A 24,813-nucleotide genomic window follows, 5' to 3' on the forward strand; every position below is an offset into this window, starting at 1 on the left:
CCCGGTCACCGAAAAAAAGAGAAAGAGTTGCACCCGAACCTGCCGGGACGGCTAAGCGCAAGTACGATAGAATGGCGCACAGTTTACCAACGAGCCCTGCCCGGCTCCACATCCAGCAGTTAAAGATTGGAAACGGACCGTAAATTGATCAACTCCATCTGCATATTGCGCCTGTCCGCCATTGGCGACGTTACCCATGTCATCCCGGTGGTTTTAAGCCTTCAGGAACAATTACCCGGCGTGAAGATCACCTGGGTGATTGGCAAGATCGAAGCCAAATTGATTGGCGATTTACCCGGCGTCGAATTTGTCATTTTCGACAAGAAGGCCGGCCGCAAGGGCTATTCTGACCTTCGCAACACCCTGAAAAACCGAAAGTTTGACGCGCTCCTGCATATGCAGGTGGCATTCCGCGCCAACCTGGCGGCAGCGATGATTCCGGCCAAGGTCAAGGTTGGCTATGACAAGGCCCGCAGCAAGGACCTGCACAGTCTGTTCATCAACCGGCGAATTGCACCTGCACCGCAACAACATGTCAGGGATTGCCTGGCAAGTTTTCTGGAGCCGCTGGGGCTGAAACCGGCTGCACCAAAATGGATCATCCCCCTGACCCCGGAAGATCACGAGTTTGCCCGTAATCAACTGGCCACAGACCGAAAAAACCTGGTGATCAGCCCCTGCGCCAGCCACACCCTTCGCAATTGGCCGGCGGAGCGGTATGCCCGGCTGGGGGATCACGCCGTTCGTGTTCATGGCATGAAGGTCATTCTGGTGGGGAGCCCGGCGCCTTTTGAGGCCGAATTTTGCGCTTCCATTGAAAATGCCATGGAAGAACAGGCGCACAACATCTGTGGCAAGGATACGCTGAAGCAACTGGCGGCCCTGCTGAGCCATGCTGATCTTGCCGTGGCGCCGGATACCGGACCGGCGCATATCGCCAGTGCGATGGGTACTGATGTGCTTGGTATTTATGCGGCCAGTAACCCTTATCGTTCCGGGCCCTACAATTCGCTTGATTGGTGTGTGAATCGTTATCCGGAGGCGTTGGAGCGGTTTACGGGGAAAACGGTTAATGAGGCTCGCTGGGGGACCAAGGCGGAGTTTGAGGGGGCGATGGAGATGGTGACTGTGGAGGACGTTACCGGGATGTTGGACCGGTGGATTGAAGAAAAACAGGGAGCGGAAATTAAAGCGGCGCCGGATTCGGGGTAACTTGGCGCCGCTTCTGATTTGTCGGATTACGCTGCGCTCATTGTGCCCTTCACGGGTAAATCCGACCTACAGTAATCCAACCTACGGTAGAGAGACCGTTATTTGCGGGCGGTGTAGTCCTGGTAGGACTTTTCTTCTACGAAGCGCGAGCCCAGGGCCAGGTTGACTTCTTTCTTGATGGCGGCGCGTTTGTCATTGGTGACGTAAACGGCGCGGGCCAGTTCGATGAACTTGGGCCCGAAGTCCTGGGCGGCTTCCTGGTCACGAATGTCGTCTTCGATCTCCCAGAGCTCCTCGTTGACGGCCTTCAATTGCTTGCGCAGGTCGGCGATGGCCGCCTGATCCTGCACGGCCTCGTTCCAGGTACCACTTAGTTCATCAAGTTCCAGACGAACGTTTTTGACTTTTTCCGGGTCAGCAATCCGTTCGGATTTGATTTCCAGGATGGTGATCTTGTCCAGCACTTCGCCGAAGGAGACCGGCACTTTGATAACGTCTGCCATTTGCTCTTCCTGCAGGTGTTGTTAATGGAGAACGGGTTAACCGTTAACCGGTGTCAGCCAGTGTGAATGCGCTTCACTCTTGCCCTTCACGGCATCGAAATACATACCCTGCAGCTTCTCTGTCAGCGGGCCACGTTTGCCAGCGCCGATGATGCGGCCGTCCAGTTCACGGATGGGCAATACTTCGGCGGCGGTACCGGTAAAGAAGGCTTCGTCCGCGATGTAGACTTCATCCCGGGTGATACGGCGTTCTTTCACCGGAATGTTCAGTTCCTTGGCGAATTCAAGGATAGTGGCCCGGGTGATGCCTTCCAGACAGGAGGTCAGCTCGGGAGTGTGGAGAACGCCATCGCGCAGGATGAAGATGTTCTCACCGGAACCCTCGGCAACATAGCCTTCGTTATCCAGCAACAGGGCTTCTTCTGCGCCACCGGAAATAGCCTCGTTCAGGGCCAGCATGGAGTTGATGTAGTTGCCGTTGGCCTTCGCCTTACACATGGTGATGTTGACATGATGACGGGTGTAGGACGAGGTGCGAACCTTGATGCCCAGTTCCTTCGCCTCCGGTGACATGTAGGACGGCCAGCTCCAGGCGGCTACCATTACGTGCACCTTCAGATTGTCTGCACGCAGGCCCATGCCTTCGGAGCCCAGGAACGCCATTGGGCGCAGATAGGCTTCATCCAGATTATTGTCCCTTACCGCTGCGCACTGGGCGGCATTCAGCTCGTCCTTGCTGAACGGCATTTTCATGTTCAGGATGTGGGCGGAGCGGAACAGGCGGTCGGTGTGTTCTTTCAGGCGGAAAATCGCGGCGCCTTTGTCGGTGCTGTAGGCGCGCACACCCTCGAAACAGCCCAGGCCGTAGTGCAGAGTATGAGTCAGCACGTGCGATTTGGCTTCCCGCCAGGGAACCATTTCACCATCCATCCAGATGAAGCCATCACGATCAGCCATCGACATTGTTTCTGCTCCTAAAGCGCTCTTTTTCGGGATGCCGGCATTCTAGCAGGAAATCCCGGGCTTACGAAGAGGCGTAATCACTCTAATATCACCCCAACATCACCCGATTCCACATACTCTGGATGTAGGCACGTTCCTGGGAAAACGCATCCCCCGACACCTGGCTGTTCAGGTTCTGCAGCGCCCGGCGGTGAATGGTGGAGCGCAGGGTAATATAGGCCTCTCGCAGCTTTTCCGTGTCCTCAACCGGTAATACCCCTGCCCGGCCCAACTCCTCCATCTGGCGAATATTATCGGACCACTGGGTCAGCTCCGGATGCTCGGAACACCAGGCCAGCATCAGATACTGCACCATGAACTCGATATCGATAATGCCGCCGAAATCGTGCTTGGTGTGAAAAACCTCCGGCTTCTTGCCCTCGACCTGTGGTGTGCCAAGCGTTGTGCGCATCTTTTCGCGCATATTGACCACCTCTTCCCGCAGCTTGTCCCGGTCTCGTTGCTGGCACAGTATGTCGCTGCGCAGCTTTTCAAAAGCGTCCAGAGTCTCCTTGCAGCCGGCCACCCCGCGAGCACGGGCCAGGGCCTGGTGCTCCCAGGTCCAGGCATCGTTGCGCTGGTATTTCTCGAAAGCCGTCAAAGTGCTGACCAGCAGCCCGGAATTGCCAGAGGGACGCAGGCGCATGTCCACTTCGTAGAGCTGCCCCGACGGCGTCTGGGTATTAAGAATGTGCACAATACGTTGCCCCAGCCGGGTGTAGAACACCGCGTTGTCGATGGGCTTGTCGCCGTTCGTCGATTGCTCGGGATCAGCGTCATGAATAAATACCAGGTCCAGGTCCGAGGTGTAACCCAGCTCGATACCGCCCAGCTTGCCATAACCAATGATGGCGAAATCGGTATCACAGGCAGAGCCATCCTTGCGCCGCGGATAACCATGGCGGCTGACCAGGTTGGCAAAGGCAACGTCCACCACATGGTCCAGCACCACTTCGGCAATCCAGGTCAGATAATCGCTGACTTTCATCAGCGGCAGGGTTTCCCGGATCTCTGAGGCGGCCACTCGCAGGATGTGAGCCTTCTTGAAATGCCGCAGGGTTTCCATCTGCTCCTCGAGATCCTCGAAGGGAATCCGTAGCATTTGCTGGCGCAGGTCGTCCTGGAGTTCGGTTTTCGCGGGCGGACTGTACAGGCTCTCCGCATTCAACAGTTCATCCAGCAGCAGGGGCGTTTCCGCCAGCTGGCTGGCAATCCAGGGACTCTCACTGCACAAGCGCACCAGCTGTGTTCTCGCACCCGGGTTCTCTATCAACAGCACCATGTAGGCGGTCCTGCGCAGGATGGCTTCCACCAGTTGCAGAACCCGGGACAGGGTCTGGGACGGGCAGTCTACGTGAGTGAGCGCTTCCAGCAACACCGGCATGAACTTGTTGAGCCTGTGCCGCCCCTGGGTCTGTAACGTTTGCAGGGTGCGGGTTCCACGCAGCTCACTCAGGGCGGAATAGCTGCCTTCCGGGTCCTCGAAATCGTGCTCGCGGAGCCAGGCAGTCGCGGCTTCTTCATCCATTTCGCCCAGCCAAAGCTCCTGCCAGCCTTCATCAAGGGCAGCGGTTTCGTGTTCCTCGTCTTCAATGGCAATGATGTCCGCGAAGTGCGTCGCCACCCTTTCGCGATGTTTTTCCAACGCCTCAGTGCAGGATGCCCAATCGTCAAATCCCATGATCAGAGCAACACGAGCTCGGGCCAGATCATTATCCGGCAGCAACTGGGTCTGCTTGTCTTCCATTCCCTGGAGGGCGTGTTCCAGATTGCGAAGGAAGATGTAGGCAGCCCTGAGCTCTTTCACCACCTGTGACGGCAACAGTTCCAGCTCTTCCAGCTCTTTGAGGATCACCAGCAGTTCACGCTGCTGCAGTTCCCGGTCGCGGCCGCCCCTGATAAGCTGGAAGGCCTGAACCACGAACTCAATCTCGCGGATCCCGCCATTGCCGAGTTTGATATTGTTTTCCAGGCCTTTGCGGCGCACTTCCCGGCTGATCATGGACTTCATGCTGCGCAGGGACTCAAACGCGCTGAAATCAATATACTTGCGGTAAACAAAGGGCTTCAGGCTGTCCATCAACACCTGGCCGGCTTCCTGATCACCGGCCACTACCCGGGCCTTGACCATGGCATAGCGCTCCCAGTCCCGACCCTGATCCTGGTAATAGGTTTCCAGGGCGGCAAAGCTAAGGGCCAGCGCTCCGCTCTGCCCATAGGGCCGCAGGCGCATGTCCACGCGAAACACAAAACCGTCAGCGGTAATCTGATCCAGCGCCTGGATCAGCCGCTGCCCCAGCCGGATAAAAAACTGCTGATTATCGATAGAGCGTCGCCCGCCGCGGGTCTCGCCTTTGCCCGGGAACGCGAAGATAAGATCAATATCAGAGGACACATTGAGCTCATGCCCGCCCAGCTTGCCCATCCCCAGGACGATCAAGGGCTGCGGGCCCTCCTTGCCAGTGGCAGGGTTCATTCCCCAGGGGGTTCCTGACTGCTCGCAGGTGTTGTCATACAACCAGTCCAGGGCAGCCTGGATGCTGATGTCGGCAAAGTCGCTGGTAGCGGCGATGGTTTCGGCCATGTCTGCCCAGCGCATCAGGTCCCGCCAGATTATGCGGAACTGGACTTCCATCCTGAAACGTCTCAGTGCAACGTGGAGGCTGGTCTCATCCGTTACTTCAGCCAGGAACTCCCGCCAGCGCTGGCACAAATAATCGTTAGTGGTGGGTTCTGTCAGCGGCCGTGAGAGGCACAGCAATTCCACCTGTTCCGAATGACGTTCCAGGGTTTGCTTCAAGAACGGGCTGCGGGCCATAGCCTGGGCCACATCTTCATCGGAAGCGCCACCAGAGGTACGCAGGAACTCCGGCACGCCTTCCGGGAACACCGAGTGCCAGGTGGCAGCCACATCATCCGCCAACACCTTCGGTAGTGAGCGCCAAGGCTCGGACATAATGCAAACCCCTGTGTGTCTGTTATATTTCCCGTACTGTATAACGAACTCTCCCCCGACTGAACCGTTGTAAGGACACCGATGCAGAGGAACCGCCGGCCGCTGAACCCGGAACACCAGTTGTCCCACCTGCCCATGTCCGGGCTTATCCAGTCACGCATCCAGCGGCTTTTCATTATTCTTGCAGGACTGCTGAGTGCCCAGGTACTTATTATCTGGGCAGCAGAAGATCTCACGTTGTTTGAATCCGTGTGGATGACCATGACCACGCTGGTGACTGTCGGGTATGGCGACTATGCCCCGGCAACCTACGTAGGCAGAATCAGCACTATCCTCATGATGTTCGTGGGGGCAATCACCCTGTTAACACTGATTGTCAGTGACTATATTGAATACCGGTTCTACCGCCGGGAACGCATCTTAACCGGACGCTGGGTATACGCCATGAAAGATCACATCGTTATCATCAACACACCACAGACCGGCGGCGAGCAGTACTTCTCACGCTTTGCCTCCCAGATGCGTGCTGTACCGGGCTATGAGACTGTACCCATCATGATACTGACCCGCCACTTTCCCGGAGGGCTCCCCCCCGAACTGGCAGACAGCGGCCTGGTTCACTTCCACGGCACCGGCAGTGACCCGGTCGCACTCAAGGCGGTCCATGCCGGCAGTGCCCGGCACATCATCATACTGGCGGCGGACGAGGCCGACCCTTCTTCAGACAGCCTGACCTTTGATATTGCCCACCGATTGAGTGAGTCCAACCTGGGGCAGAAGATCACGGCAGAATGCGTACGTGATGAAAACCGTGACCGCTTTACGGCGATGGGCGTACGCACCGTCATCAGACCGGTCCGGACCTATCCGGAAATCATGGTGCGTTCCGTAGTGGCGCCGGGATCGGAAAAAGTCCTGGAGGATCTGTTTAATTATCAGAACGACCATCCCCACCGTTACGAGATCGACCTGGACGACCTGACCTGGGCAGACATCGTCAGCGCGCTTATCCGCCACGGCATTGGCACGGCACTGGCGTTCATTGATGAAAATAACGATGTGGTCTGTCACCCGCCGACGGACCAGGAAGTCGAAGGCAAGGGGCTGATCGTGCTCGTAAAATCCAGTGAAACACCTGACGTAAGCGTGGTGGAGGAAGCCCTGGACCGCTATCGTGAATTTATCAAGAAATGGCACGATCTGCAGGATCAGGCGGCAGAAGAGGAAGCCATTGCAGCAAAGGCAACCGACCAATAACCAGCCCGCAAGGTTGCTAGCCTGCGGCAATGGCCAGTTGCAGCTGCCCGAGTTCCTTGCCAGAAACCAGATCGCTGACAGGTACACCATCGGCCAGGGCGCGCACTACTTGCTGATACAGCCTTTCTACGCCGCGCTCTCTCGCCAGGCCGCTTATCGCGCCAAGTTCATCTTCTTCGACAGGAAACGGCTGGCCGGTCAGCCATGAAACACTTAGACGGAACAGAAAATCGTTCACTGCCAGTTCTGAACCTGTCCCCGCGTCTGGAGTTGGTTGATAAAGCCCCGCCAGGTAATATCCCTGCTCTGCTTTGCTAACGAGATTCAGGAAGACCGGCACCTCATCTGCCAGCCTGCGTGCCCAGGCAAGCAAGGCAGATGCATCCCCTGCCTTGAGTTCGAATTCAATTTCGTTCAGCGGGCGTGACTGGCCACCGGCCACAATTTCCCCGGAATCAATGGCTACTTCAATCAGGCTTTCCCCCTGCTCAATCATGACCACCCGGCGCTCGAAGTTGGTTTCAAACACGGGCTGCAACTCAGCAAGGTTCACGCTTTGCCCCACGGGTGTATCGGCAATCAGTCCCATTTTTAGCCTGGTACCTATCAAAGGCCACTCCCACTCCTGCCGACGGTGGGCACCATCCACGAAATCGCCACGGGTTTTCAGGGTCTGGATGTATTTGTCGCCCATTTTGCGGATTCTCAGGGCGATTTTCTGCCGGTTGAGATCACCGTTGGGCGTGTCGTAATAGGTGTTACCCAATTGCAAGGTGTCTGACTGACAGGTATTGGGCTGGCTCAATAACCAGGCCACCGCCCGGTCGAGATCCGACTTCGCTACGCTGAGTTTGATTTCCAGTTCCTGGGCCATCGCCCCTCCTGACATGAGGAATGTGATATCAGCATACATAAAAAAACCGGCAGCCCGAAGGCTGCCGGTTTTTCGACTACTTGGTGACTAGCTGGTTAGCTGATCAGAAGTAGTAAACTGCACCAACAGAGGCGATGGAGCGCTCGTCGGTAAAAGCAGCATTACCCAGCGAATCTTCGTACTCATACACTTCATCACCGCCACCCAGGTAGCCTTCGAAGTAAACATACATGTGATCAGACAGGTTGTGCAGAGCCTGCAGGGTCACAGTAGAGGTTTCAGTGTCGGCTGGGTCGTCAGCTACGTTCATTTCGTAGGACAGGGCAAACTGATTCGCACCAATGGTGTAGTAACCAATGACACCGTAGGTGTCAGACGCATCCTTGGTGGTGTGGTACTCACCGGTTACACGCAGAGCACCAGCATCGTAGCTTGCACGCAAACCGTAGGTGTTCTCATTGCTGGGAGAACCACCGTCGTTGGAGTCCATGGCAACAGCCAGTTCCAATGCGTCCATTTCATAAAGAGCGGCCAGCTGGTAAGGGTAAGACTTGTCGCCCCCCTTATCGCTCAGTGACGCATCGTCACCGTCGCCATTGATCTGGACGGCACCCCACAGGCTCAGGCCCCCAAAAGACGGAGACATGTACTGGATCAGGTCACCTTCGCCAGTAGTGTAGTCAGCACCGATGTTCAGAGTGGCGACTTCGTAGTACTGGGAAATCTCGTCAACCGCACGCTCATAAGTGGAGTCGTCAGAACCAACCCAAACCTGGCCAAAGCTATCGCCTTTCACACCGATGTAAGCTTCGTCGAGATCTTCAAGACCGGATTCCCGATCTTTGTCGTCAGCTGCCAGGCCTTCCAGCTCAAGCTTGAAGAAACCAGTGATGCCAGGAGCAATCTCGTGGTCGTGCTTTACGCCCAGAGTAGAACCATTGTCGAAATGCTCGAGTGAAGAAGGACCACCGTCGAAGTTGTCATGGGCAATAGCATACTGAATGTTACCGTAAACAGTCGGCATGGAATCCATGCGTGCTGCCAGCTCGGAAGCTGAAGCAGTAGTCTGTGCCAGCGCGCTGCCGGAGAAAGTTGCGGCTGCAATAGCAGATGCGATGAGCGTTTTTTTCATGTTGCGTCTTCCTTTATTGAGTTAACTCAGGTTTTAGCGTCGGGTTCAATTCCCGCTCTTCAGACTTCACCAGTCGGGCTGGTTTGGCCCTATTCTGTGTATTTACCATGTCATTTTTATGACAAAGCAATAATAATTCTTTTTTCTTTGTTTTTTTGTAAAGACCAGGCGGGGCCTTTTCACGTCAATCACTTACAGCTTTTTCTTAAAGCTCAGAGTGATGAAGCTGTTTTAATACAACCAACTCTTTTTTGCAAATCTTTTTCATTGGCGCCTTTTAGCTCTACCGGGTTTAGCAGGGAACATATGTATGCTCACAAACACGGTCTGCCCCCTGGCCAGCTACTGTTCAAATCCGGTGCCACTATGAACCCACCCCTTTATTTTCAACAGGTTAGACCTGCAAAGGTGGACCGGAGCAACAAACAGCGTAGTTACATCGGAATCACGCCGCACCAGAGAAGGACAGCAACCAGCCACTTGCGCCAACTCAGTGCATGTACCTACCCTCACCCAGACTCACCTCCTACCTCAAGCAGAAAAGTGACAGGTCCGTCATTCTCCAGAGCCACTTTCATATCGGCGCCAAACTGCCCACGGCCAACAGCCGAATTTCCCAGATGCTGCTCTGACACCGCCAGGAACGCCTGAAACATAGCTTCCGCGTGATCCGGAGAGGCAGCAACAGAAAACCCAGGGCGAGTGCCCGATCGGGTATCAGCGGCAAGGGTAAACTGGGGTACAACGAGGAGGGAGCCACCTGTATCAAGCAGGCTGCGATTCATCCGTCCCTGGTCATCGGGAAATACCCGGTAATTGACCACTTTGCGACAGAGTTTTTCTGCGGTTTCCGGACTATCCGACCTCTCAACCCCGAGCAACAGCAAAAGGCCTGCTTTTATGGCGGAGACAGTCTGCTTATCAACGGTAACGCTGGCGTGAGTAACTCGCTGTATCAGTCCTTTCATTGAACTCCCTGCGGAAGGACTTAAAAGTTCTGCGGGAGTTTATCCACGCCACTGGCTCGCCGCAACCCCTCTTAAGGGGTATTTGTTGGTTGTGCGAAGCGGTGCCTATTCGGCGTTGCCATCAAGCCTTGCAGCCACCTCATCGACGCCTCTCATCAACGCATCGACAATCGCCGGCTCAGAGGCGGAATGGCCGGCATCCCGAATGATTCTCAGGTCCGCCTCGGGCCACGCCTCGCTCAAGGCAAGAGCATTATCCAGGGGGCAAACCATATCGTAACGGCCGTGGATGATGATGCCGGGGATGTCTTTCAGGGCGCCGGCATCACGGACGATCTGATTGTCCTCCAGAAAGGCGTTATTCATAAAATAGTGGCATTCAATCCGGGCCAGGGCGATCGCCACATGGGGGTGGCCAAAATGCTCCACCACCCTGGGATTCGGATGCAGAGTGGCGCACCGCCCCTCCCAGATGGACCAGGCCTTTGCAGCCTGAATCTGCTCAAGCTCGTTGGTGCTGGTGAGGCGTCGATAATAGGCGGATACCAGATCATCCCGCTCATTCTCAGGAATGGGCGCAAGGAAATCCTGCCAGTAGTCGGGGAATACACGGCTGGCACCCTCCTGGTAAAACCAGTAAATATCCCTGGGGCGGCACAGAAAGATGCCCCTCAGCACCAGGCCAAGCACCCTGTCCGGGTGGGACTGGGCGTAAACCAGGCTCAGCGTGGAACCCCAACTGCCTCCGAACAGAATCCACTGGGTAATACCGAGAAATGAACGAACCGTTTCCATGTCCTCCACCAGCTTTTGCGTGGTGTTGCCGTCGAATTCCGCCAGCGGACTGGAGCGCCCTGCGCCACGCTGGTCCATCAGGATGATCCGATACCGTTCAGCATCAAAAAACCGACGGTAATAATCCTCGCAACCGCCTCCCGGGCCGCCGTGAACAACGAGCACCGGAATGCCATCCGGGTTACCACTTTCTTCCACATATAGTTCGTGGGGAGGGTCCACCGCAAGACGATGCCGGGCATTGGGCTTGATGTCGGGAAACAGGGTGAGCATAAAACGCTCCGGGAAAAGGATGTAACCGGAGTTTAGCTGAAGTGAACGAAAAAGGGGCAGATGTGATCTGCCCCTTCTCTTGTTACCGCACTGAAATTACTTCTTGTGGGCGCGCTTGCGCTCGTTTTCAGTAAGCAGCTTCTTGCGCAGACGAATTGATTTGGGAGTTACCTCCACCAATTCGTCTTCATCAATGAACTCCAGCGCCTGCTCAAGGGTAAACTTGATGGGCGGTACCAGGGCGATAACTTCGTCCTTGCCGGAAGCACGCATGTTGTCCAGCTTCTTGCCCTTGGTGGGGTTGACCACCAGGTCATTATCACGGCTGTGAATGCCGCATAACTGGCCTTCATAAATTTCCTGCCCCGGGTCCAGGAACAGCTTGCCACGGCTTTGCAGGGTTTCCAGCGAATAGGTCAGCGCCGCACCGGTTGCCATCGAGACGAGCACACCGTTCTGGCGGCTGGTCATATCACCGCTCTTGATCGGGCCATAATGGCTGAAGGTCGACGTCAGAATACCCGAGCCGGATGTCATGGTCAGGAAGGAGTTTCGGAAGCCGATAAGGCCACGCGCCGGAATCGTATATTCAAGGCGCATACGTCCCTTGCCGTCCGGAACCATATTGGTCAGGTCACCCTTGCGGAAACCCATCTGGTCCATGAGAGCACCCTGGTGTTGCTCTTCAATGTCGATGATCACGTTCTCATAGGGCTCCTGCTTTACCCCGTCAATCTCACGGATAACCACTTCCGGACGACCCACGGCGAGCTCGAAGTTTTCCCGTCGCATGTTCTCGATCAACACCGACAGGTGCAGCTCACCACGACCGGACACCTTGAACTTGTCTGCGGACTCGCCCTCTTCAACGCGCAAGGCGACGTTGTGAAGCAGCTCCTTCTCCAGGCGCTCCTTGATGTTGCGGCTGGTGACGAACTTGCCTTCCCTGCCACAGAACGGCGAATCGTTGACCTGGAAGGTCATGGAAACCGTTGGCTCGTCCACCGTCAGCGGTGGCAGGGCTTCGACGGCAGCCTGGTCGCACAGCGTGTCGGAGATGTACAGCTCATCCATGCCGCTGACGCAGATAATATCTCCTGCCTGCGCCTCGTCGACTTCGACACGCTGCAGACCGGAGTGGCCCATGATCTTGAGGATTCGGCCCTGACGCTTCTTGCCATCGGCACCGATAGCCGTCACCGGAGAGTTGGTTTTGACCTTGCCACGCCTGATGCGGCCAATCCCGATAACACCCAGGAAGCTGTTGTAGTCGAGCTGGGAAATCTGCATCTGGAATGGACCATCGCGATCGACTTGTGGCGCGGGTACATGGTCGACAATGGCCTGGAAAACCGCATCCATGTTGTCGTCCAGCTTCTCGTGATCCATCCCGGCGATGCCGTTCAGGGCACTGGCAAAGACAATCGGAAAATCCAGTTGCTCGTCACTGGCACCCAGATTGTCGAACAGGTCAAACACCTGGTCCACCACCCAGTCCGGGCGGGCACCCGGACGGTCAATCTTGTTCACGACCACAATTGGATGCAGGCCGGCATCAAAGGCTTTCTGGGTGACAAAACGGGTCTGTGGCATCGGTCCGTCAATGGAATCAACCACCAGCAGCACGCAATCCACCATGCTCATTACACGCTCTACTTCACCACCGAAGTCGGCGTGGCCCGGTGTGTCGACGATATTGATGTCGTAGTCGTGCCATTTAAGCGCGGTGTTCTTGGCCAGGATGGTAATGCCGCGTTCCTTTTCCTGGTCGTTGGAATCCATCACGCGCTCACTTTCGAGCTCTTTGCGGTCCAGCGTACCGGATTGGCGCAACAACTGGTCCACCAGTGTGGTTTTGCCATGATCGACGTGGGCGATAATGGCGATATTACGGAGTTTATCAATCACAACTAAATTCCTGCAGCATGCACTGAAATGACCTGAGAGGTGTTCAGCGGGACGAAAATGAAGTGGCGCGCAGTATATAGTAAAGTCCATGCCGTTTATATGAAGAAAAACGCCTATTGGGATACCCGGCAAAACGCACTATTTTTGTGCGCTTTTCCGGAACGCGCACCGTTTTAACGCACCAAACCAGGGCGGCACGGGCGGCTTATACACACGTCTCGCTCCAAAACAGTCCGAAAACCGCGTGATTGCGCCCTTGTGGAGCATGCACATAAAACTGGCAAGGCTATTGCTTCATCCCAGTCAGCCGAATTTGCAGGTAAGTCGGAACAGCTTTTGATAAGCTGCCCAACCTGAAAGAAAGATCGGGAGTCAGCACCGCTGAACGATCCGGCAACAACGCACACAGAAATCGCCCGCCCTGCGGGATAACTGACGGAGCTTGCACAATGTCCAAGACGATTGATCTGATCAAAGAACACGAAGTCAAATGGGTCGACATGCGATTCACTGACAGCCGCGGTAAAGAGCAGCACGTAACCCTGCCCGCAACCGAGGTTGATGAGGATTTCTTCGCCGACGGCAAAATGTTCGACGGCTCCTCCATCTCTGGCTGGAAAGGCATTAACGAATCCGACATGATCCTGATGCCAGTCGACGAAACCTCTGTGCTGGATCCGTTCACCGAAGAAACCACCATTAACATCACCTGCGACATCGTCGAGCCCTCCACCATGCAGGGCTATGAGCGGGACCCGCGCTCGGTTGCCAAGCGCGCTGAAGAATACCTGAAGTCCACCGGCATCGCCGACGGCGCACTGTTCGGCCCCGAGCCCGAATTCTTCGTTTTCGACTCTGCCCGCTGGAAAGTCGATATGCAGGGTGCCATGTACGAACTGCATTCTGAAGAAGCGGCCTGGGTATCCGGCGAGGAATTCGATCGCAATAACATCGGCCACCGTCCGGGCGTCAAAGGCGGCTACTTCCCGGTACCACCGGTAGACAGCCTGCACGACCTGCGTGGCGCCATGTGTGCGGCCATGGAGTCCATGGGCCTGGTCATTGAAGTGCATCACCACGAAGTCGGTACCGCTGGCCAGTGTGAAATCGGTGTTGGCGCGAACACCCTGACCAAGAAAGCTGACGAAGTTCAGATCCTGAAGTACTGCGTGCACAACGTAGCCCATGCCTACGGCAAAACAGCTACCTTTATGCCCAAGCCGGTTGTCGGTGACAACGGTTCCGGTATGCACGTGCACATGTCCCTGAACAAGGATGGTAAAAACCTGTTCGCAGGTGACGGCTATGCCGGCCTGAGCGAGATGGCCATTTACTACATTGGCGGTATTATCAAGCACTCCAAGGCCATCAACGCCTTCACCAACGCGTCTACCAACAGCTACAAGCGTCTGGTTCCGGGCTTTGAAGCACCGGTAATGCTGGCCTACTCTGCCCGCAACCGTTCAGCCTCCATTCGTATCCCGTACGTCAACAGCCCGAAGGGCCGTCGAATCGAGGTTCGCTTCCCGGACGCTTCTGCCAACCCGTACCTGGCGTTTGCAGCGCTGATGATGGCTGGCCTCGACGGCATCCAGAACAAGATCCACCCTGGCGATGCCATGGACAAGGACCTGTACGACCTGCCGAAGGAAGAAGCCCTGAACATCCCCACCGTAGCCGAGACCTTCCAGGAAGCCCTGGACTGCCTCGAAGCGGACCACGAGTTCCTGACCCGTGGCGGCGTGTTCACCGAAGACATGATCGGTGGCTACATTGACCTGAAGCGTGGCGAAGTTGAGAAGCTCAACATGACCACACACCCGGTCGAGTTCGAACTGTACTACTCCTGCTAAGACGCCACAGGCGCAAGCAGTCAGAAAGCCCCGCCCCGTGCGGGGCTTTTTTTGTGCCCGCAATCACAACAGCCCGCCCCCCTTAACGTAATGTAACCAAGCACGGCAGGAATGGCGTTGAAATACATGGGCCTGGCGCAGATAATCGGATAAAACAACAGACAGGTTGTATCTATGAAACCACGGCTCGTACATGTCGCAGGCATTCTCGCTTTCGTCGCCTTCCCTCTTTCCGCAGAGGTGTATCGTCAGGTTGATGCCCAGGGTAACGTCACTTATACCGATGAACCTGTAGAAGGCACGGAAGCTGAAGAGATCAAGGTCAAGCCGGTAACCACCGTTACCCTGCCCAAACCCGAGGCAGTCCGGGAACCCGAAAGGCTCAGGCAAAAGGTGGAACAGGAAGGCGCAGCGTACGACAGCGTAACATTCGTCGCCCCTGGCGATGATGAGGCCTTCCACAGCGGCAGTGGCAACGTGGAATTCCAGGTGACCAGCTCCCCATCACTGCGGAACAATCACAAGTACGAAGTCACCCTGGATGGCCAGCCTGTCGGCCAGAGTCAATCCGGAACCGTTATGGTGCGCAACGTCTACCGGGGCACCCACGACGCCGGCGTCAACATCGTTGACAGCGACGGTGTCACCATCAAAAGCGGCGAAACCATTACTTTCACCATTCACCGGCCCAGCGTTAACAACTGACGCACCTTTCCGGAGCCCTCTCCTCCCTGGCGAGGGCACATGAATATCATCACCATGTCGGGCCGATGCGGCCATTCCACCCCACACAACGCACTCTTTTAGTGCGCTCGCACCACAAAGCAGCCATACTCTGACCATTCACAGGGCGCCCGGCCGGCATTCTGACCGGCACAATAAGACTTATGCACTACACAACGGCGCGTTTACGGGCCGTCAAACCGCAATGCCCGCAAAATGCGCATTTTCAACGCTGCAATCCTCCAATGTGGTTCGCTTTTTGCAAAACTGCGTGAGTACTCAGCGTTGCCCACCAAAAGGGATGGAATCATGGCAATACCGGCCGGATACAAAAGCATACTGGACAGCCTTACCACCGCGGTGATTGTGCTGAGGGAAGGCTTGCAGATCCAGTACCTGAATCCGGCCGCCGAGAGCCTGTTTGAAACCAGCATTACCCGGAGCCAGGGCGCCCCTATCAACGACATTCTGATCGACTCGGAAGACGCCCTGAAAACCCTGTACGCCGCCGCGGAGAACGGTCAGTCCTACACCCGCCGCGAAGCAGAATTCGTGCTCACCAGCGGTCTGCGACTAACCGTTGACTACTCGGTCTCGCCCATCAGCCTCGACCCTGCCGAATTGCTGATCGAAATACAGCCACGGGATAGGCTACTGCGCATCAGCCGGGAAGAGGACATCATATCCCAGCAGGAAACCACCCGGATTCTGGTGCGGGGCATGGCCCACGAGATCAAGAACCCGTTGGGTGGCATTCGGGGCGCCGCGCAGCTGCTGGACCGGGAACTGAATGATGAAGGCCAGAAGGAATACACTCAGGTCATCATTGCAGAAGCCGATCGCCTCAGATCCCTGGTGGACAGAATGCTGGGCCCCAACAAAGCGCCGAAACTTGCCCCCACCAACATTCATGAAGTGCTTGAACGGGTGAAAACCTTGCTGGAGGCGGAAAGTCGCGGCCGGCTGACCTTCCTGCGAGACTACGACCCCAGTCTTCCGGAGTTCCAGGGCGACAAGGAGCAGCTGATCCAGGCCTTTCTCAACATTGCCCGCAACGCCATGGAAGCGGCCTTCGAAAACCAGGCAGAGAGGTCTGGCGATGAGCAGCCCACCATCACCTTCCGCACCCGCGCGCTGCGACAGTTCACCATCGGCCATAAACGGCATCGCCTGGTTTGCCGCGTGGATGTGATCGATAACGGCCCGGGCATACCACCGGACCTGCTACAGAACGTTTTCTACCCGATGATCAGTGGACGGGCGAGCGGAACCGGGCTTGGCCTGTCCATCACCCAAAGCATCATCGGGCAACACCACGGGCTGGTTGAGTGCGAAAGCGAGCCCGGAAAAACCGACTTCATCATCTTCCTGCCCCTGGAGGACAACCTATGAGCCAACCGGCAAACGTCTGGATTATTGACGACGACCGCAGTATACGCTGGGTGCTGGAGCGCGCCCTGAATCAGGCCGGTATGCAGCCCCGGGTTTTTGAAAGCGGTGAAAGCATCATGATGCGGCTGGAGCACGAACAGCCGGACGCCATCATTAGCGATATCCGTATGCCCGGCGTGGACGGCATCACCCTGCTGTCCCAGATTGTCGAGGTGCACCCGGATCTGCCGGTGATCATCATGACCGCCCACTCCGACCTGGAAAGCGCGGTAACCAGCTACCAGACCGGCGCCTTCGAATACCTGCCCAAGCCCTTTGATGTGGATGACGCCGTCGCCCTTGTAAAGCGAGCTGTGGCCCATAGCCATGAACGCAGGGCCACGTCAGAGCCCCAGGCCGAGAGCACCCAACGCAACACCGAGATCATCGGTGAAGCCCCGGCCATGCAGGAAGTCTTCAGGGCCATCGGGCGCCTGTCCCACTCCAACATCACCGTACTGATCAACGGTGAGAGTGGCACCGGTAAAGAGCTTGTGGCCCAGGCCCTGCACAACCACAGCCCACGGGCCAGCCGCCCGTTTATCGCGCTGAACATGGCAGCCATCCCCAAGGACCTGATCGAGTCCGAACTGTTCGGCCATGAGAAAGGCGCTTTCACCGGCGCCGCTGCCGCCAGACAGGGGCGATTCGAGCAATCCAACGGCGGCACCCTGTTTCTGGATGAAATCGGCGATATGCCTGCCGACACCCAGACTCGACTGTTACGGGTACTGGCGGACGGAGAGTTCTATCGGGTTGGTGGAACCACACCGATCAAGGTAGATGTACGCATCATCGCCGCTACACACCAGGACCTGGAAAAACTCGTCCAGGCTGGCACCTTTCGGGAAGACCTGTTCCACCGCCTGAACGTGATCCGGGTACACCTGCCCAAACTGGCGGAACGCCGGGAAGACATCCCCCGACTGATGGAGCACTTCCTCAAGCGCGCAGCCAGGGAACTGGCGGTGGAAACCAAACTGCTACGCCCGGAAGCGGAAGAATACCTCACCACCCTGCCCTGGCCCGGCAACGTCCGCCAGCTGGAGAACACCTGTCGCTGGCTAACCGTAATGGCCAGTGGTCGTGAGGTTCACATCGACGACCTGCCGCCGGAGCTGATGCAGCAGGCAGAAGCTCCGGCGACGGGCCAGACCTGGCAGGAAGGCCTGCGAAACTGGGCCGAGCAGGAATTAAAGCGTGGGCGCAAAGGGATTCTCGATACGGCTGTACCGGAGTTTGAGCGCATCATGATCGAAACAGCGCTGAAACATACCGGCGGTCGTCGTCGGGATGCTTCTATCCTGCTGGGCTGGGGTCGGAATACGTTGACGCGGAAGATTAACGAGCTGGGGATGGATCACCCGGAGGGGGAAGAGGACTGAATCCTCTCTCCCGCTACCTTTCCTGCCAGTAAATAACCCGGTCGTGGCCCCGGTAAACGCCGAAAGTTGCCAGGGCTGAAGGGTTATCCAGCGCACCATCTTCGTCGACATCATCCTTCAGCCAGTCCTCCACAGCCCATGTAAGCGTGTCGGTACCCTGAGAACCATCCGGCTGCAGACTCAACGGGCCCGCCTCACCGCCAGTAAATGTGCCAGAGTCGGCCACCAATGTATGGTGCTCTGCGGGGCTGGTGATATCAGCGGTATTCCAGGTTGTGCAACTGCCTGCCGTGTTCAAAACAAACCGCGATCCATTCCAGTACTCCAGTCGGAACGGCATCAGCAGCTCGGAGATATTCTCGGGGCCATACACATTGTCCATGGTCAGCCGGCCGTAGCGCACCTCAAAATCGGCAGCAGGGGTAAAGTTGTAGGGCGCGCCAGCGCCGCTCACACCATCCGCGTCTGTAATATCGGTAACGGTGTACTCCAGCTCTGGCCTGATAGGCGCTACTTGGGCTTCCGGCAATTTGTCGTAACGGACCGTATCGTCGCCGGCATAGTCAAACTGCAGCAACCCCGGCTCACCTAATACTTCTGCCAGGGTGCCGTCGATCACGTTGGCGGTGACCGCCAGCGGAACGCCATCACGATTCAGGGCTGTGCTGTCTGCCAGCGGAGTGGTCCGCGCCACGTCTGTTGCCAAAAGCCGCTGAAAGCCCGGCTCCGTGTAATTCACCGTTCGGGTTCCCTGCACCGACAAAGGCTCAATGTCGAGGCTGGGCACCAAGGACCACTCGATATCCTGCCCGGTGTAGGTAAAGGGCGTGGCTACTGAGCATTCGGCACCCAATTCTCCCGGGTCGACCGCTACGCTGAAACGATCGGGATAGAAACGTCCGGCCGGGGCGCTGATGCCCTGGGAAATCGACTTGCCCAGATATCCACCGGCAATCGGGGTTGCAAGGAACTCGAATACCCCTACTTCCGAAATGCGGGCAGTCAACGTTTCTGTGGCATCCACCGACCGGGTATGGGTATAACTCGTCGGTGTGAGGGTTCCGTCCACACCACCAGCAGGGGCTACCACACCTGAAGACAGAGGAACATTCAGCAAACGGAAATTGGGGGTAACAGGATTACCCTCGCAGAGATTGCTATCGCCATCGCTCTGCCAGCCAACCGCCGTTATGGAAAGATCGAACTCCGCGCCGGCTCTCGCAAACGGGGGACAAGAAGCATCGCCGGCCGCACATTCCCCGCCGGAACGCACACAAAGCCCTGCCGGCACGCTGACAAACTGATCCGATCCAGGCATCACCAAGCCCTCGTCCTCTGTGGCTGCGGAACCCAGGTAACGTCCATCCAACTGCATCTGCCCAGCATCCGGGTAGCGAACATCAATCTGAGCAATACCACCGGCGCCAAAGTTCAGGTTTACAGTAGTTGGTGCACCCGAATCGCCACCCACAGTCTGGCCATCTACGGAAAGCGCACGGCTGACGGGGCGGTTGGTCTGGTCCGGATCAACATAGGTAGACCAGAACTGCACCGGCCGCTCCACGTTTTCAAACGCAGGCACACAGGCCTGGGTCGCGTCGTCCCGTCGCACTGCCCGTACCTCGACAGGACCCGAAGGCCTGTGGGAGGTCAGGTCCGGCACATCGAAAGCCAGCCCGGAATCAAAAAACTCCAGAATGCAGTTCGCAGCGGACAGCCCGCCGCCAGCGGCCTGACAGAGCGTGACCGCCTGCGGCCGGGTGGACGGCTGGGAACCGATAACATCCAGGGTGACTTCACCGGCAACGGTGTTCTGCAGTGTTGCCTCACCGAAGCCACCAGCAATGTTGACCACGTTCCCAGCCTGCCAGCCGTCCAAAGGCGACAGGGTGGCCTGGATGGGGTCGGTGAACAGCTGGTCGCAGTTCTCATCGGCACAGGCACGGATGGTGACGGTTTCAGGCTGACAAGTCAGCGCCACGCCATCGTGGAGGATTTCGAAGTGATCAACCTGCTCGCCGACGGGATTGAGCTGAAGGGCGCATAGCTCAATGTCATCAAGCTCGTGAATATTGGTGGCGCCGCCGGTGGAACCAGTGAGGGACAGAAGGAAGTTTTCCGGCACATCCGGTTGGCCACTCTCATTCAAGGCATTAAAGGGGCTTATCAATTCCTGGAAGCTGTTCCCCGAACCGGTTATATCACGCTCAACCGAAACCAGTGCCTCACCGGCGTTTCGGGAATCCACCGTGATGCGGTAGCGATGCGCTGATGGATCGTTGCCAGATTGGTCAATACCCGTAGGAAGCGTACCGGTACCTCTGAGGAAACGATAGTTACCCTGATAAGCCCCCCGGATGGCAACAGCATCTGGCCTGAATCCCGGCCCATCCTGGCGCCCTTCAGTGGGATTGGAAAAGTTGCCGAATTCATCCAGGCCTATGCCTAGCCAACCCCCAGCGAACCCCGGATCGCCGTTGTTACGCTGGGCATACCCCAGCGAGCCACCGAAGCTACCAGGTCGGGGTGTGATGGTGGCATCCGACAGGACCACAGCCAGGCCGTCTGCCCCACTGCCGCCATAGGCGTAATAATCAAACTCCAGAACCACCAGGTTGTCTGCACCTGGTATTTCCCTTTGAAGAGTAGCAGCCGTTGACTGGTTGCTGACTGCTTCTGTCATCCGTAACCGACCGTTGACATCGCCGGGTGTAAAGCTGCCACTGGCTACAGACGTAACCCAGTTTTCGGGGCTAAGAGAGCCGTCCGTGAATTCATCGTTGAAGCAAGTGAATTCGTTCGGCTCAACCACCACGACGGTAATCTCGTCGCTTTGATCAAACTCCCACCCGCTCCTACAGCCATTGAATCTCAAGTTTCGGCAATACTCGGATGTATAAGAAACCGTGTAGGTTCCCGGATTCGGAAAACTGAACGTCCTCCCGAAGGGCGAGTCATCGCAGGGGCTGTTCCCAAACGTCTGCTGCCCGGGTGCTCCGGCATTGACCCAAGTATCACGCCAGGCTGAATTATTGCCCCCTACATTGGCACAATTATTCGTCTCGACGACAAATAACACATCCTCGTCGACAAAAACCGTAATCGGCCCCTCAGGATCACCATTGGCGGAGAGGGTGATGGTGGCATTGGCGGCGAACGGAAGTCCGACACTGATTAACAAGACGATCAGGAATCTCATCGTACTCGTACCTCTATATCTCGAGTCGCCTGGTCAGTCCCGGCGCCACACTGCCCACTACTGGTGATCGTGAAAACCGTATTGCCCCCGGAGCCGCCAATGTTTGCCGTTACCGACTCACAGGCCATCGTTGCACTACAGCCTTGAAGCCCATCGGCATCGTTAAATGTCAGCGGGGTGTTAACTGCACTGCAGCTATCTGCTTCCAGCACATCCCTCACCGCCACCTGTGCACCACTTTCAGCCGCAAAAAACGCACGCTGGGACTGGATCTGCAGGCTGATGGATTCGCCGCTGCTCTGCTGGAGCTGGGAGATGCCAAGTACCAGGAATGCCAGTACCGTCACAATGAACAGCGCAACCGGCAGGCCGGCACCGGACTGGTTTTTCAGGCGTTTGTCAGGGCACATTGCGAACCTGTACCTCCTGGCTGATGGCGGTGGATTCACCGGTTTCGTCTTCTTCAAGAACAAAACTGAATGACACCACCGCCCCGCGCTGCAGGGTCGGGGGCGTTACCTCGAAGACCAGGGAACCACCTTCCAGGGATGCCGCCAGCACTTCCCGCCCGGGGAAGGTTGACGGCAGGCCGGATGCAACCGATGCATTAATGCCGTAATTGCTGTAACGGTAGAGCCAACGGCCAGACTGGCAAAGGGCAACCGGTTCACCAACCACGTAGAAACGCTTTTCCGGCGACTTTGCCGAGAACCGGTGAGTGGCCCCACCATCAAAGGTGACGGTCACCGGAGGGGAACCCGCAGGTAGGCTGGCCGGAGGCGATACGGGCCCCGGGCTACTGGTGTCATAAACGTCACTGCCGTAGCCATAGACGACGACTCTCCCCGCAGCTGCCTGCCCGCCAGCCAGTGGCACGGCGTCAAACGACGACGGCGAACTGCCCTTTGGCAAATCAAGGTAGTTGGACGCCGCCCGGATGGGCATCCATTCAATGCAGGATCCGTCTGAACTCGCCCGGATGGACGTTGGCAACGCCGCCCTCAGACTCCTTGTTATATGCTCGCTGATGACCACGCCCGAAAGTGCCCTTTGCTGGCGGGAACTGACGTCGATGGCGCCACGGGTAGACAGGGCAATAAACTGCACGGAAATCGTTGCCACGATGGCCAGCAGCACAATGACGATAATCAGTTCAACCAGGGTAAAGCCCGCCGCACGACGCATCAGAAATTAGCCCTGTAAGCTGAAAACGAGAAGGCCTGGCCGCCGGGTGCCGTGACGGTCAGGTCGATGCGCTTGGCTTCTGCATCCGGCAGATTCACTTCATCACCAGCGCAGGCAACCTCGACTTCGACGGCAAAGCCGCTGTAACCAGTCAGGACAGCTTCTGCATTTGCGGGAGGCGAGTCGGTGGTGTTGTGGTAATCGTCCACATCATCGTAGGTATCCCTTGTCTCTCCCCCCTCCGGCCCGATGTTGCAGGTACCGGTATATTTTGGGGTACCACCCTGCGGAGTCGCGTCGTCATATTTCCTGGAGATAATCTCATCCATGTAGAGCTGCGCCAGCTCCACCGCCCGTGTCTGGTTCAGCGGGTCGGCGCTGCGCCCGGTAATCAACGCAAAAGCACCCACTACACCGGCAATCGCCACGCTGATAATGACGATGGTCATTACCAGTTCCACCAGGGTTGCGCCTCGATGGAGCCGCATCATGGCTGGCAGTCCCCACGGTAAACAGCGCCCAGTGAACTCAGGCACGTTTCGAAGGTGCTTTCTCCGGCAAACGTAAATTTGAGGTTGGCGCCACTATCCGGAGCGCCGTCTGGATTGAACGTGATCGTCAGCGGCAAACCGCCCGGAGCAGAGAGCGAGGTGCCCGCCCGGGGCAGCTCGAAAGTGCGCGAAGCCGATGTTCCGGCCCCGACAATAAAGCGGAAATTGCTGCCACCCTCTTCAACAGTGAGGGTATTGGCAACATTGCCCGCCAGCGCTGCCTGTTGTGCAAGCAACGTGGCGGAGGCAAGTTGCTGGGTTGCCAGCAACGGAGAGAAGGCGGAACGACCGGCAAACAGCCCAACACCCAGAGCGGAGAGCACTCCGATCAGGATGATGACCATAACCAGCTCAACAAGGGTGAACCCCGATGACCTCGGGGCGTTCTTTATTGTCATGCCCCTCTCCCAGATTCCCGGCCACCCAAACGCAAAACGTAGGTCGGATTAGCGTGAGCGTAATCCGACATTGGGTGGGGCCGGCGATCAGATTTGTCGGATTACGCTTTGCTAATCCGACCTACGATGCTACGACACCAGCCTTGTTAGCAACCGCTGACATCGGCAACAACGGACGGAGGTGCAGTTATTGGGGCCGTGTTGTCGGTAGCTGCGGTAGCCGCCGTATAAACGACTTCGCAGGTGCCACCGGTATAACCCACAATTGTGAAAGTAGCCGCAGTGCCACCTGCTGCAGCTGCTCCTGCAATTGCGTAGTCGTTGGTGGTATCCACATCTGCAGCAGCAACAATGCCGTCGGCGTCAGCGGTCGGATATCCATTCACCATAGTAACGGTTTGGCCATCAAGGCTTACATCCGCGCCCAGACCGGCTCCATCTGCAACCTGACGAGCATGGGAAATAGAAGATGCAGATTTCAAAGCTCCAGTTAGTCCCTGAATCGACGCCTCGCGAGCATCCCCCCCAAAATCCGCAAACCTCGGCAACGCAAACGCCGCCAGAATCCCCAAAATCACAATCACCATTACCAGTTCAATAAGGGTGAAACCCTTCTCTTTTCTTGCTGCCATCTCGTTCATCATATTCATGGTTTTCTCCTGCTTTTGCTGCTTTTCAAGTGTTTAATTGATAACCCTGATCACTTCGCCATTGCTGGCGTCGTATTGGATGTTGTCCGTGCCACCGTTGAGGTTGTACTCATAGGTGCACACGGAGCCGCTTGCTGATGCTGTGTAATCGGTTGCGGTTCCGGTAGTTGCCACCGTCGGCGCGTTAGACTGCATCAGACCCAGCCAAAGGTTCTGGCATTCTTGCGCACTCATGGTAGCCGGGTCGGTGTTGCCACCCACGCCCGTGGGCCAGCCATCCGCGCTCACGTCGACGTTTTCCTCGCCAAATCCGGGGAGGTCAGTCTGTGCACCAGCAGCGCCACGGGCCGTCCATTGGGCGCGAACCAGAGCGACAGCAGCGGCATAGGCGCCAGAGGTGCCCTGGATACTTGCCCGGTGCGCTTCGTCCGACAGTTCGGCGAACCGCGGCAGCGCAAAGGCTGCGAGGATGGCAAGGATGGATATCACCACCACCAGTTCAATCAGGGTAAAACCCTTGGTCCGTTGCTTTGTTACTGTCATCGCCCTCATAGCTCG

General features: G+C 57.0%; 21 protein-coding genes. 6 read left to right on the forward strand and 15 right to left on the reverse strand.

Translation table 11 applies throughout. The features are described from left to right. The first annotated feature begins 147 nt into the window (after window positions 1-147). Window positions 148-1,212 carry a glycosyltransferase family 9 protein gene (locus tag QPL94_RS20870; RefSeq protein ID WP_285359860.1) on the forward strand — a complete coding sequence of 355 codons (1,065 nt, stop codon included), beginning with the start codon at window positions 148-150 and terminating at the stop codon, window positions 1,210-1,212. A 98-nt stretch (window positions 1,213-1,310) separates the two neighbouring features. On the opposite strand, the gene QPL94_RS20875 is transcribed toward QPL94_RS20870, so the two are convergent. The 3 genes from QPL94_RS20875 to glnE all read right to left on the reverse strand — a co-directional run bounded on the left by QPL94_RS20875 (window position 1,311) and on the right by glnE (window position 5,673). Next, window positions 1,311-1,715, reverse strand: coding sequence for a DUF6165 family protein (locus tag QPL94_RS20875; RefSeq protein ID WP_285359817.1), 405 nt, complete (start codon window positions 1,713-1,715; stop codon window positions 1,311-1,313). 36 nt (window positions 1,716-1,751) lie between these two features. Continuing rightward, on the reverse strand, window positions 1,752-2,678 hold the full coding sequence (locus tag QPL94_RS20880) for a branched-chain amino acid transaminase (RefSeq protein WP_285359818.1): 927 nt from the start codon (window positions 2,676-2,678) through the stop codon (window positions 1,752-1,754). A gap of 88 nt (window positions 2,679-2,766) precedes the next feature. After that, window positions 2,767-5,673, reverse strand: coding sequence for a bifunctional [glutamate--ammonia ligase]-adenylyl-L-tyrosine phosphorylase/[glutamate--ammonia-ligase] adenylyltransferase (glnE, locus tag QPL94_RS20885; RefSeq protein ID WP_285359819.1), 2,907 nt, complete (start codon window positions 5,671-5,673; stop codon window positions 2,767-2,769). 81 nt (window positions 5,674-5,754) lie between these two features. On the opposite strand from glnE, the gene QPL94_RS20890 reads away from it, so the two are divergent. Further along, a complete protein-coding gene (locus QPL94_RS20890; protein WP_285359820.1) occupies window positions 5,755-6,930 on the forward strand; it encodes a potassium channel family protein in 1,176 nt (391 codons plus the stop codon). A gap of 16 nt (window positions 6,931-6,946) precedes the next feature. Here QPL94_RS20890 and QPL94_RS20895 read toward each other — a convergent pair whose 3' ends face one another. From QPL94_RS20895 to typA, 5 genes are all read right to left on the reverse strand, one after another. After that, a complete protein-coding gene (locus QPL94_RS20895) occupies window positions 6,947-7,804 on the reverse strand; it encodes a CYTH domain-containing protein (protein WP_285359821.1) in 858 nt (285 codons plus the stop codon). A gap of 103 nt (window positions 7,805-7,907) precedes the next feature. Next, window positions 7,908-8,936 (reverse strand): porin, encoded by a 1,029-nt coding sequence (locus tag QPL94_RS20900; protein WP_285359822.1) that lies wholly within the window; start codon window positions 8,934-8,936, stop codon window positions 7,908-7,910. 509 nt (window positions 8,937-9,445) lie between these two features. Next, window positions 9,446-9,904, reverse strand: a complete 459-nt coding sequence (dtd, locus tag QPL94_RS20905; protein WP_285359823.1) for a D-aminoacyl-tRNA deacylase — start codon at window positions 9,902-9,904, stop codon at window positions 9,446-9,448. A 105-nt stretch (window positions 9,905-10,009) separates the two neighbouring features. After that, on the reverse strand, window positions 10,010-10,972 hold the full coding sequence (pip, locus tag QPL94_RS20910; protein ID WP_285359824.1) for a prolyl aminopeptidase: 963 nt from the start codon (window positions 10,970-10,972) through the stop codon (window positions 10,010-10,012). A 96-nt stretch (window positions 10,973-11,068) separates the two neighbouring features. After that, window positions 11,069-12,880, reverse strand: a complete 1,812-nt coding sequence (typA, locus tag QPL94_RS20915) for a translational GTPase TypA (RefSeq protein WP_285359825.1) — start codon at window positions 12,878-12,880, stop codon at window positions 11,069-11,071. Window positions 12,881-13,329: 449 nt separating this feature from the next. On the opposite strand from typA, the gene glnA reads away from it, so the two are divergent. From glnA to ntrC, 4 genes are all read left to right on the forward strand, one after another. Continuing rightward, on the forward strand, window positions 13,330-14,733 hold the full coding sequence (gene glnA, locus QPL94_RS20920; protein WP_285359827.1) for a glutamate--ammonia ligase: 1,404 nt from the start codon (window positions 13,330-13,332) through the stop codon (window positions 14,731-14,733). A gap of 174 nt (window positions 14,734-14,907) precedes the next feature. Continuing rightward, window positions 14,908-15,438, forward strand: a complete 531-nt coding sequence (locus tag QPL94_RS20925; protein ID WP_285359828.1) for a DUF4124 domain-containing protein — start codon at window positions 14,908-14,910, stop codon at window positions 15,436-15,438. A gap of 327 nt (window positions 15,439-15,765) precedes the next feature. Next, window positions 15,766-16,848, forward strand: coding sequence for a nitrogen regulation protein NR(II) (glnL, locus tag QPL94_RS20930; protein WP_285359829.1), 1,083 nt, complete (start codon window positions 15,766-15,768; stop codon window positions 16,846-16,848). Beyond that, window positions 16,845-18,272 carry a nitrogen regulation protein NR(I) gene (ntrC, locus tag QPL94_RS20935; RefSeq protein WP_285359830.1) on the forward strand — a complete coding sequence of 476 codons (1,428 nt, stop codon included), beginning with the start codon at window positions 16,845-16,847 and terminating at the stop codon, window positions 18,270-18,272. The genes glnL and ntrC overlap by 4 nt, the downstream gene beginning before the upstream one ends. 13 nt (window positions 18,273-18,285) lie before the next feature. Here ntrC and QPL94_RS20940 read toward each other — a convergent pair whose 3' ends face one another. The 7 genes from QPL94_RS20940 to QPL94_RS20970 all read right to left on the reverse strand — a co-directional run bounded on the left by QPL94_RS20940 (window position 18,286) and on the right by QPL94_RS20970 (window position 24,807). After that, entirely contained in the window at window positions 18,286-21,471 is a 3,186-nt protein-coding gene (locus QPL94_RS20940; protein WP_285359831.1) for a DUF6701 domain-containing protein, read from the reverse strand. After that, the gene (locus tag QPL94_RS20945; RefSeq protein ID WP_285359832.1) at window positions 21,468-21,881 is read right to left on the reverse strand and encodes a hypothetical protein; all 414 of its coding nucleotides are present in this window, start codon (window positions 21,879-21,881) and stop codon (window positions 21,468-21,470) included. The genes QPL94_RS20940 and QPL94_RS20945 overlap by 4 nt, the downstream gene beginning before the upstream one ends. Continuing rightward, window positions 21,871-22,656 carry a PulJ/GspJ family protein gene (locus tag QPL94_RS20950; protein ID WP_285359833.1) on the reverse strand — a complete coding sequence of 262 codons (786 nt, stop codon included), beginning with the start codon at window positions 22,654-22,656 and terminating at the stop codon, window positions 21,871-21,873. The genes QPL94_RS20945 and QPL94_RS20950 overlap by 11 nt, the downstream gene beginning before the upstream one ends. After that, complete coding sequence (locus QPL94_RS20955; protein WP_350310660.1) at window positions 22,656-23,147, reverse strand: type IV pilus modification PilV family protein; 492 nt, start codon at window positions 23,145-23,147, stop codon at window positions 22,656-22,658. The genes QPL94_RS20950 and QPL94_RS20955 overlap by 1 nt, the downstream gene beginning before the upstream one ends. After that, window positions 23,144-23,605, reverse strand: coding sequence for a type II secretion system protein (locus QPL94_RS20960; protein WP_285359834.1), 462 nt, complete (start codon window positions 23,603-23,605; stop codon window positions 23,144-23,146). The genes QPL94_RS20955 and QPL94_RS20960 overlap by 4 nt, the downstream gene beginning before the upstream one ends. Before the next feature lie 146 nt (window positions 23,606-23,751). Next, window positions 23,752-24,255, reverse strand: coding sequence for a type II secretion system protein (locus QPL94_RS20965; RefSeq protein WP_285359835.1), 504 nt, complete (start codon window positions 24,253-24,255; stop codon window positions 23,752-23,754). Window positions 24,256-24,288: 33 nt separating this feature from the next. Beyond that, complete coding sequence (locus QPL94_RS20970; RefSeq protein WP_285359836.1) at window positions 24,289-24,807, reverse strand: type II secretion system protein; 519 nt, start codon at window positions 24,805-24,807, stop codon at window positions 24,289-24,291. Between the last annotated feature and the right edge of the window lie 6 nt (window positions 24,808-24,813).

The sequence above is a fragment of the Marinobacter sp. SS13-12 genome, from assembly GCF_030227115.1.
In the GTDB taxonomy this organism is placed as follows: domain Bacteria; phylum Pseudomonadota; class Gammaproteobacteria; order Pseudomonadales; family Oleiphilaceae; genus Marinobacter.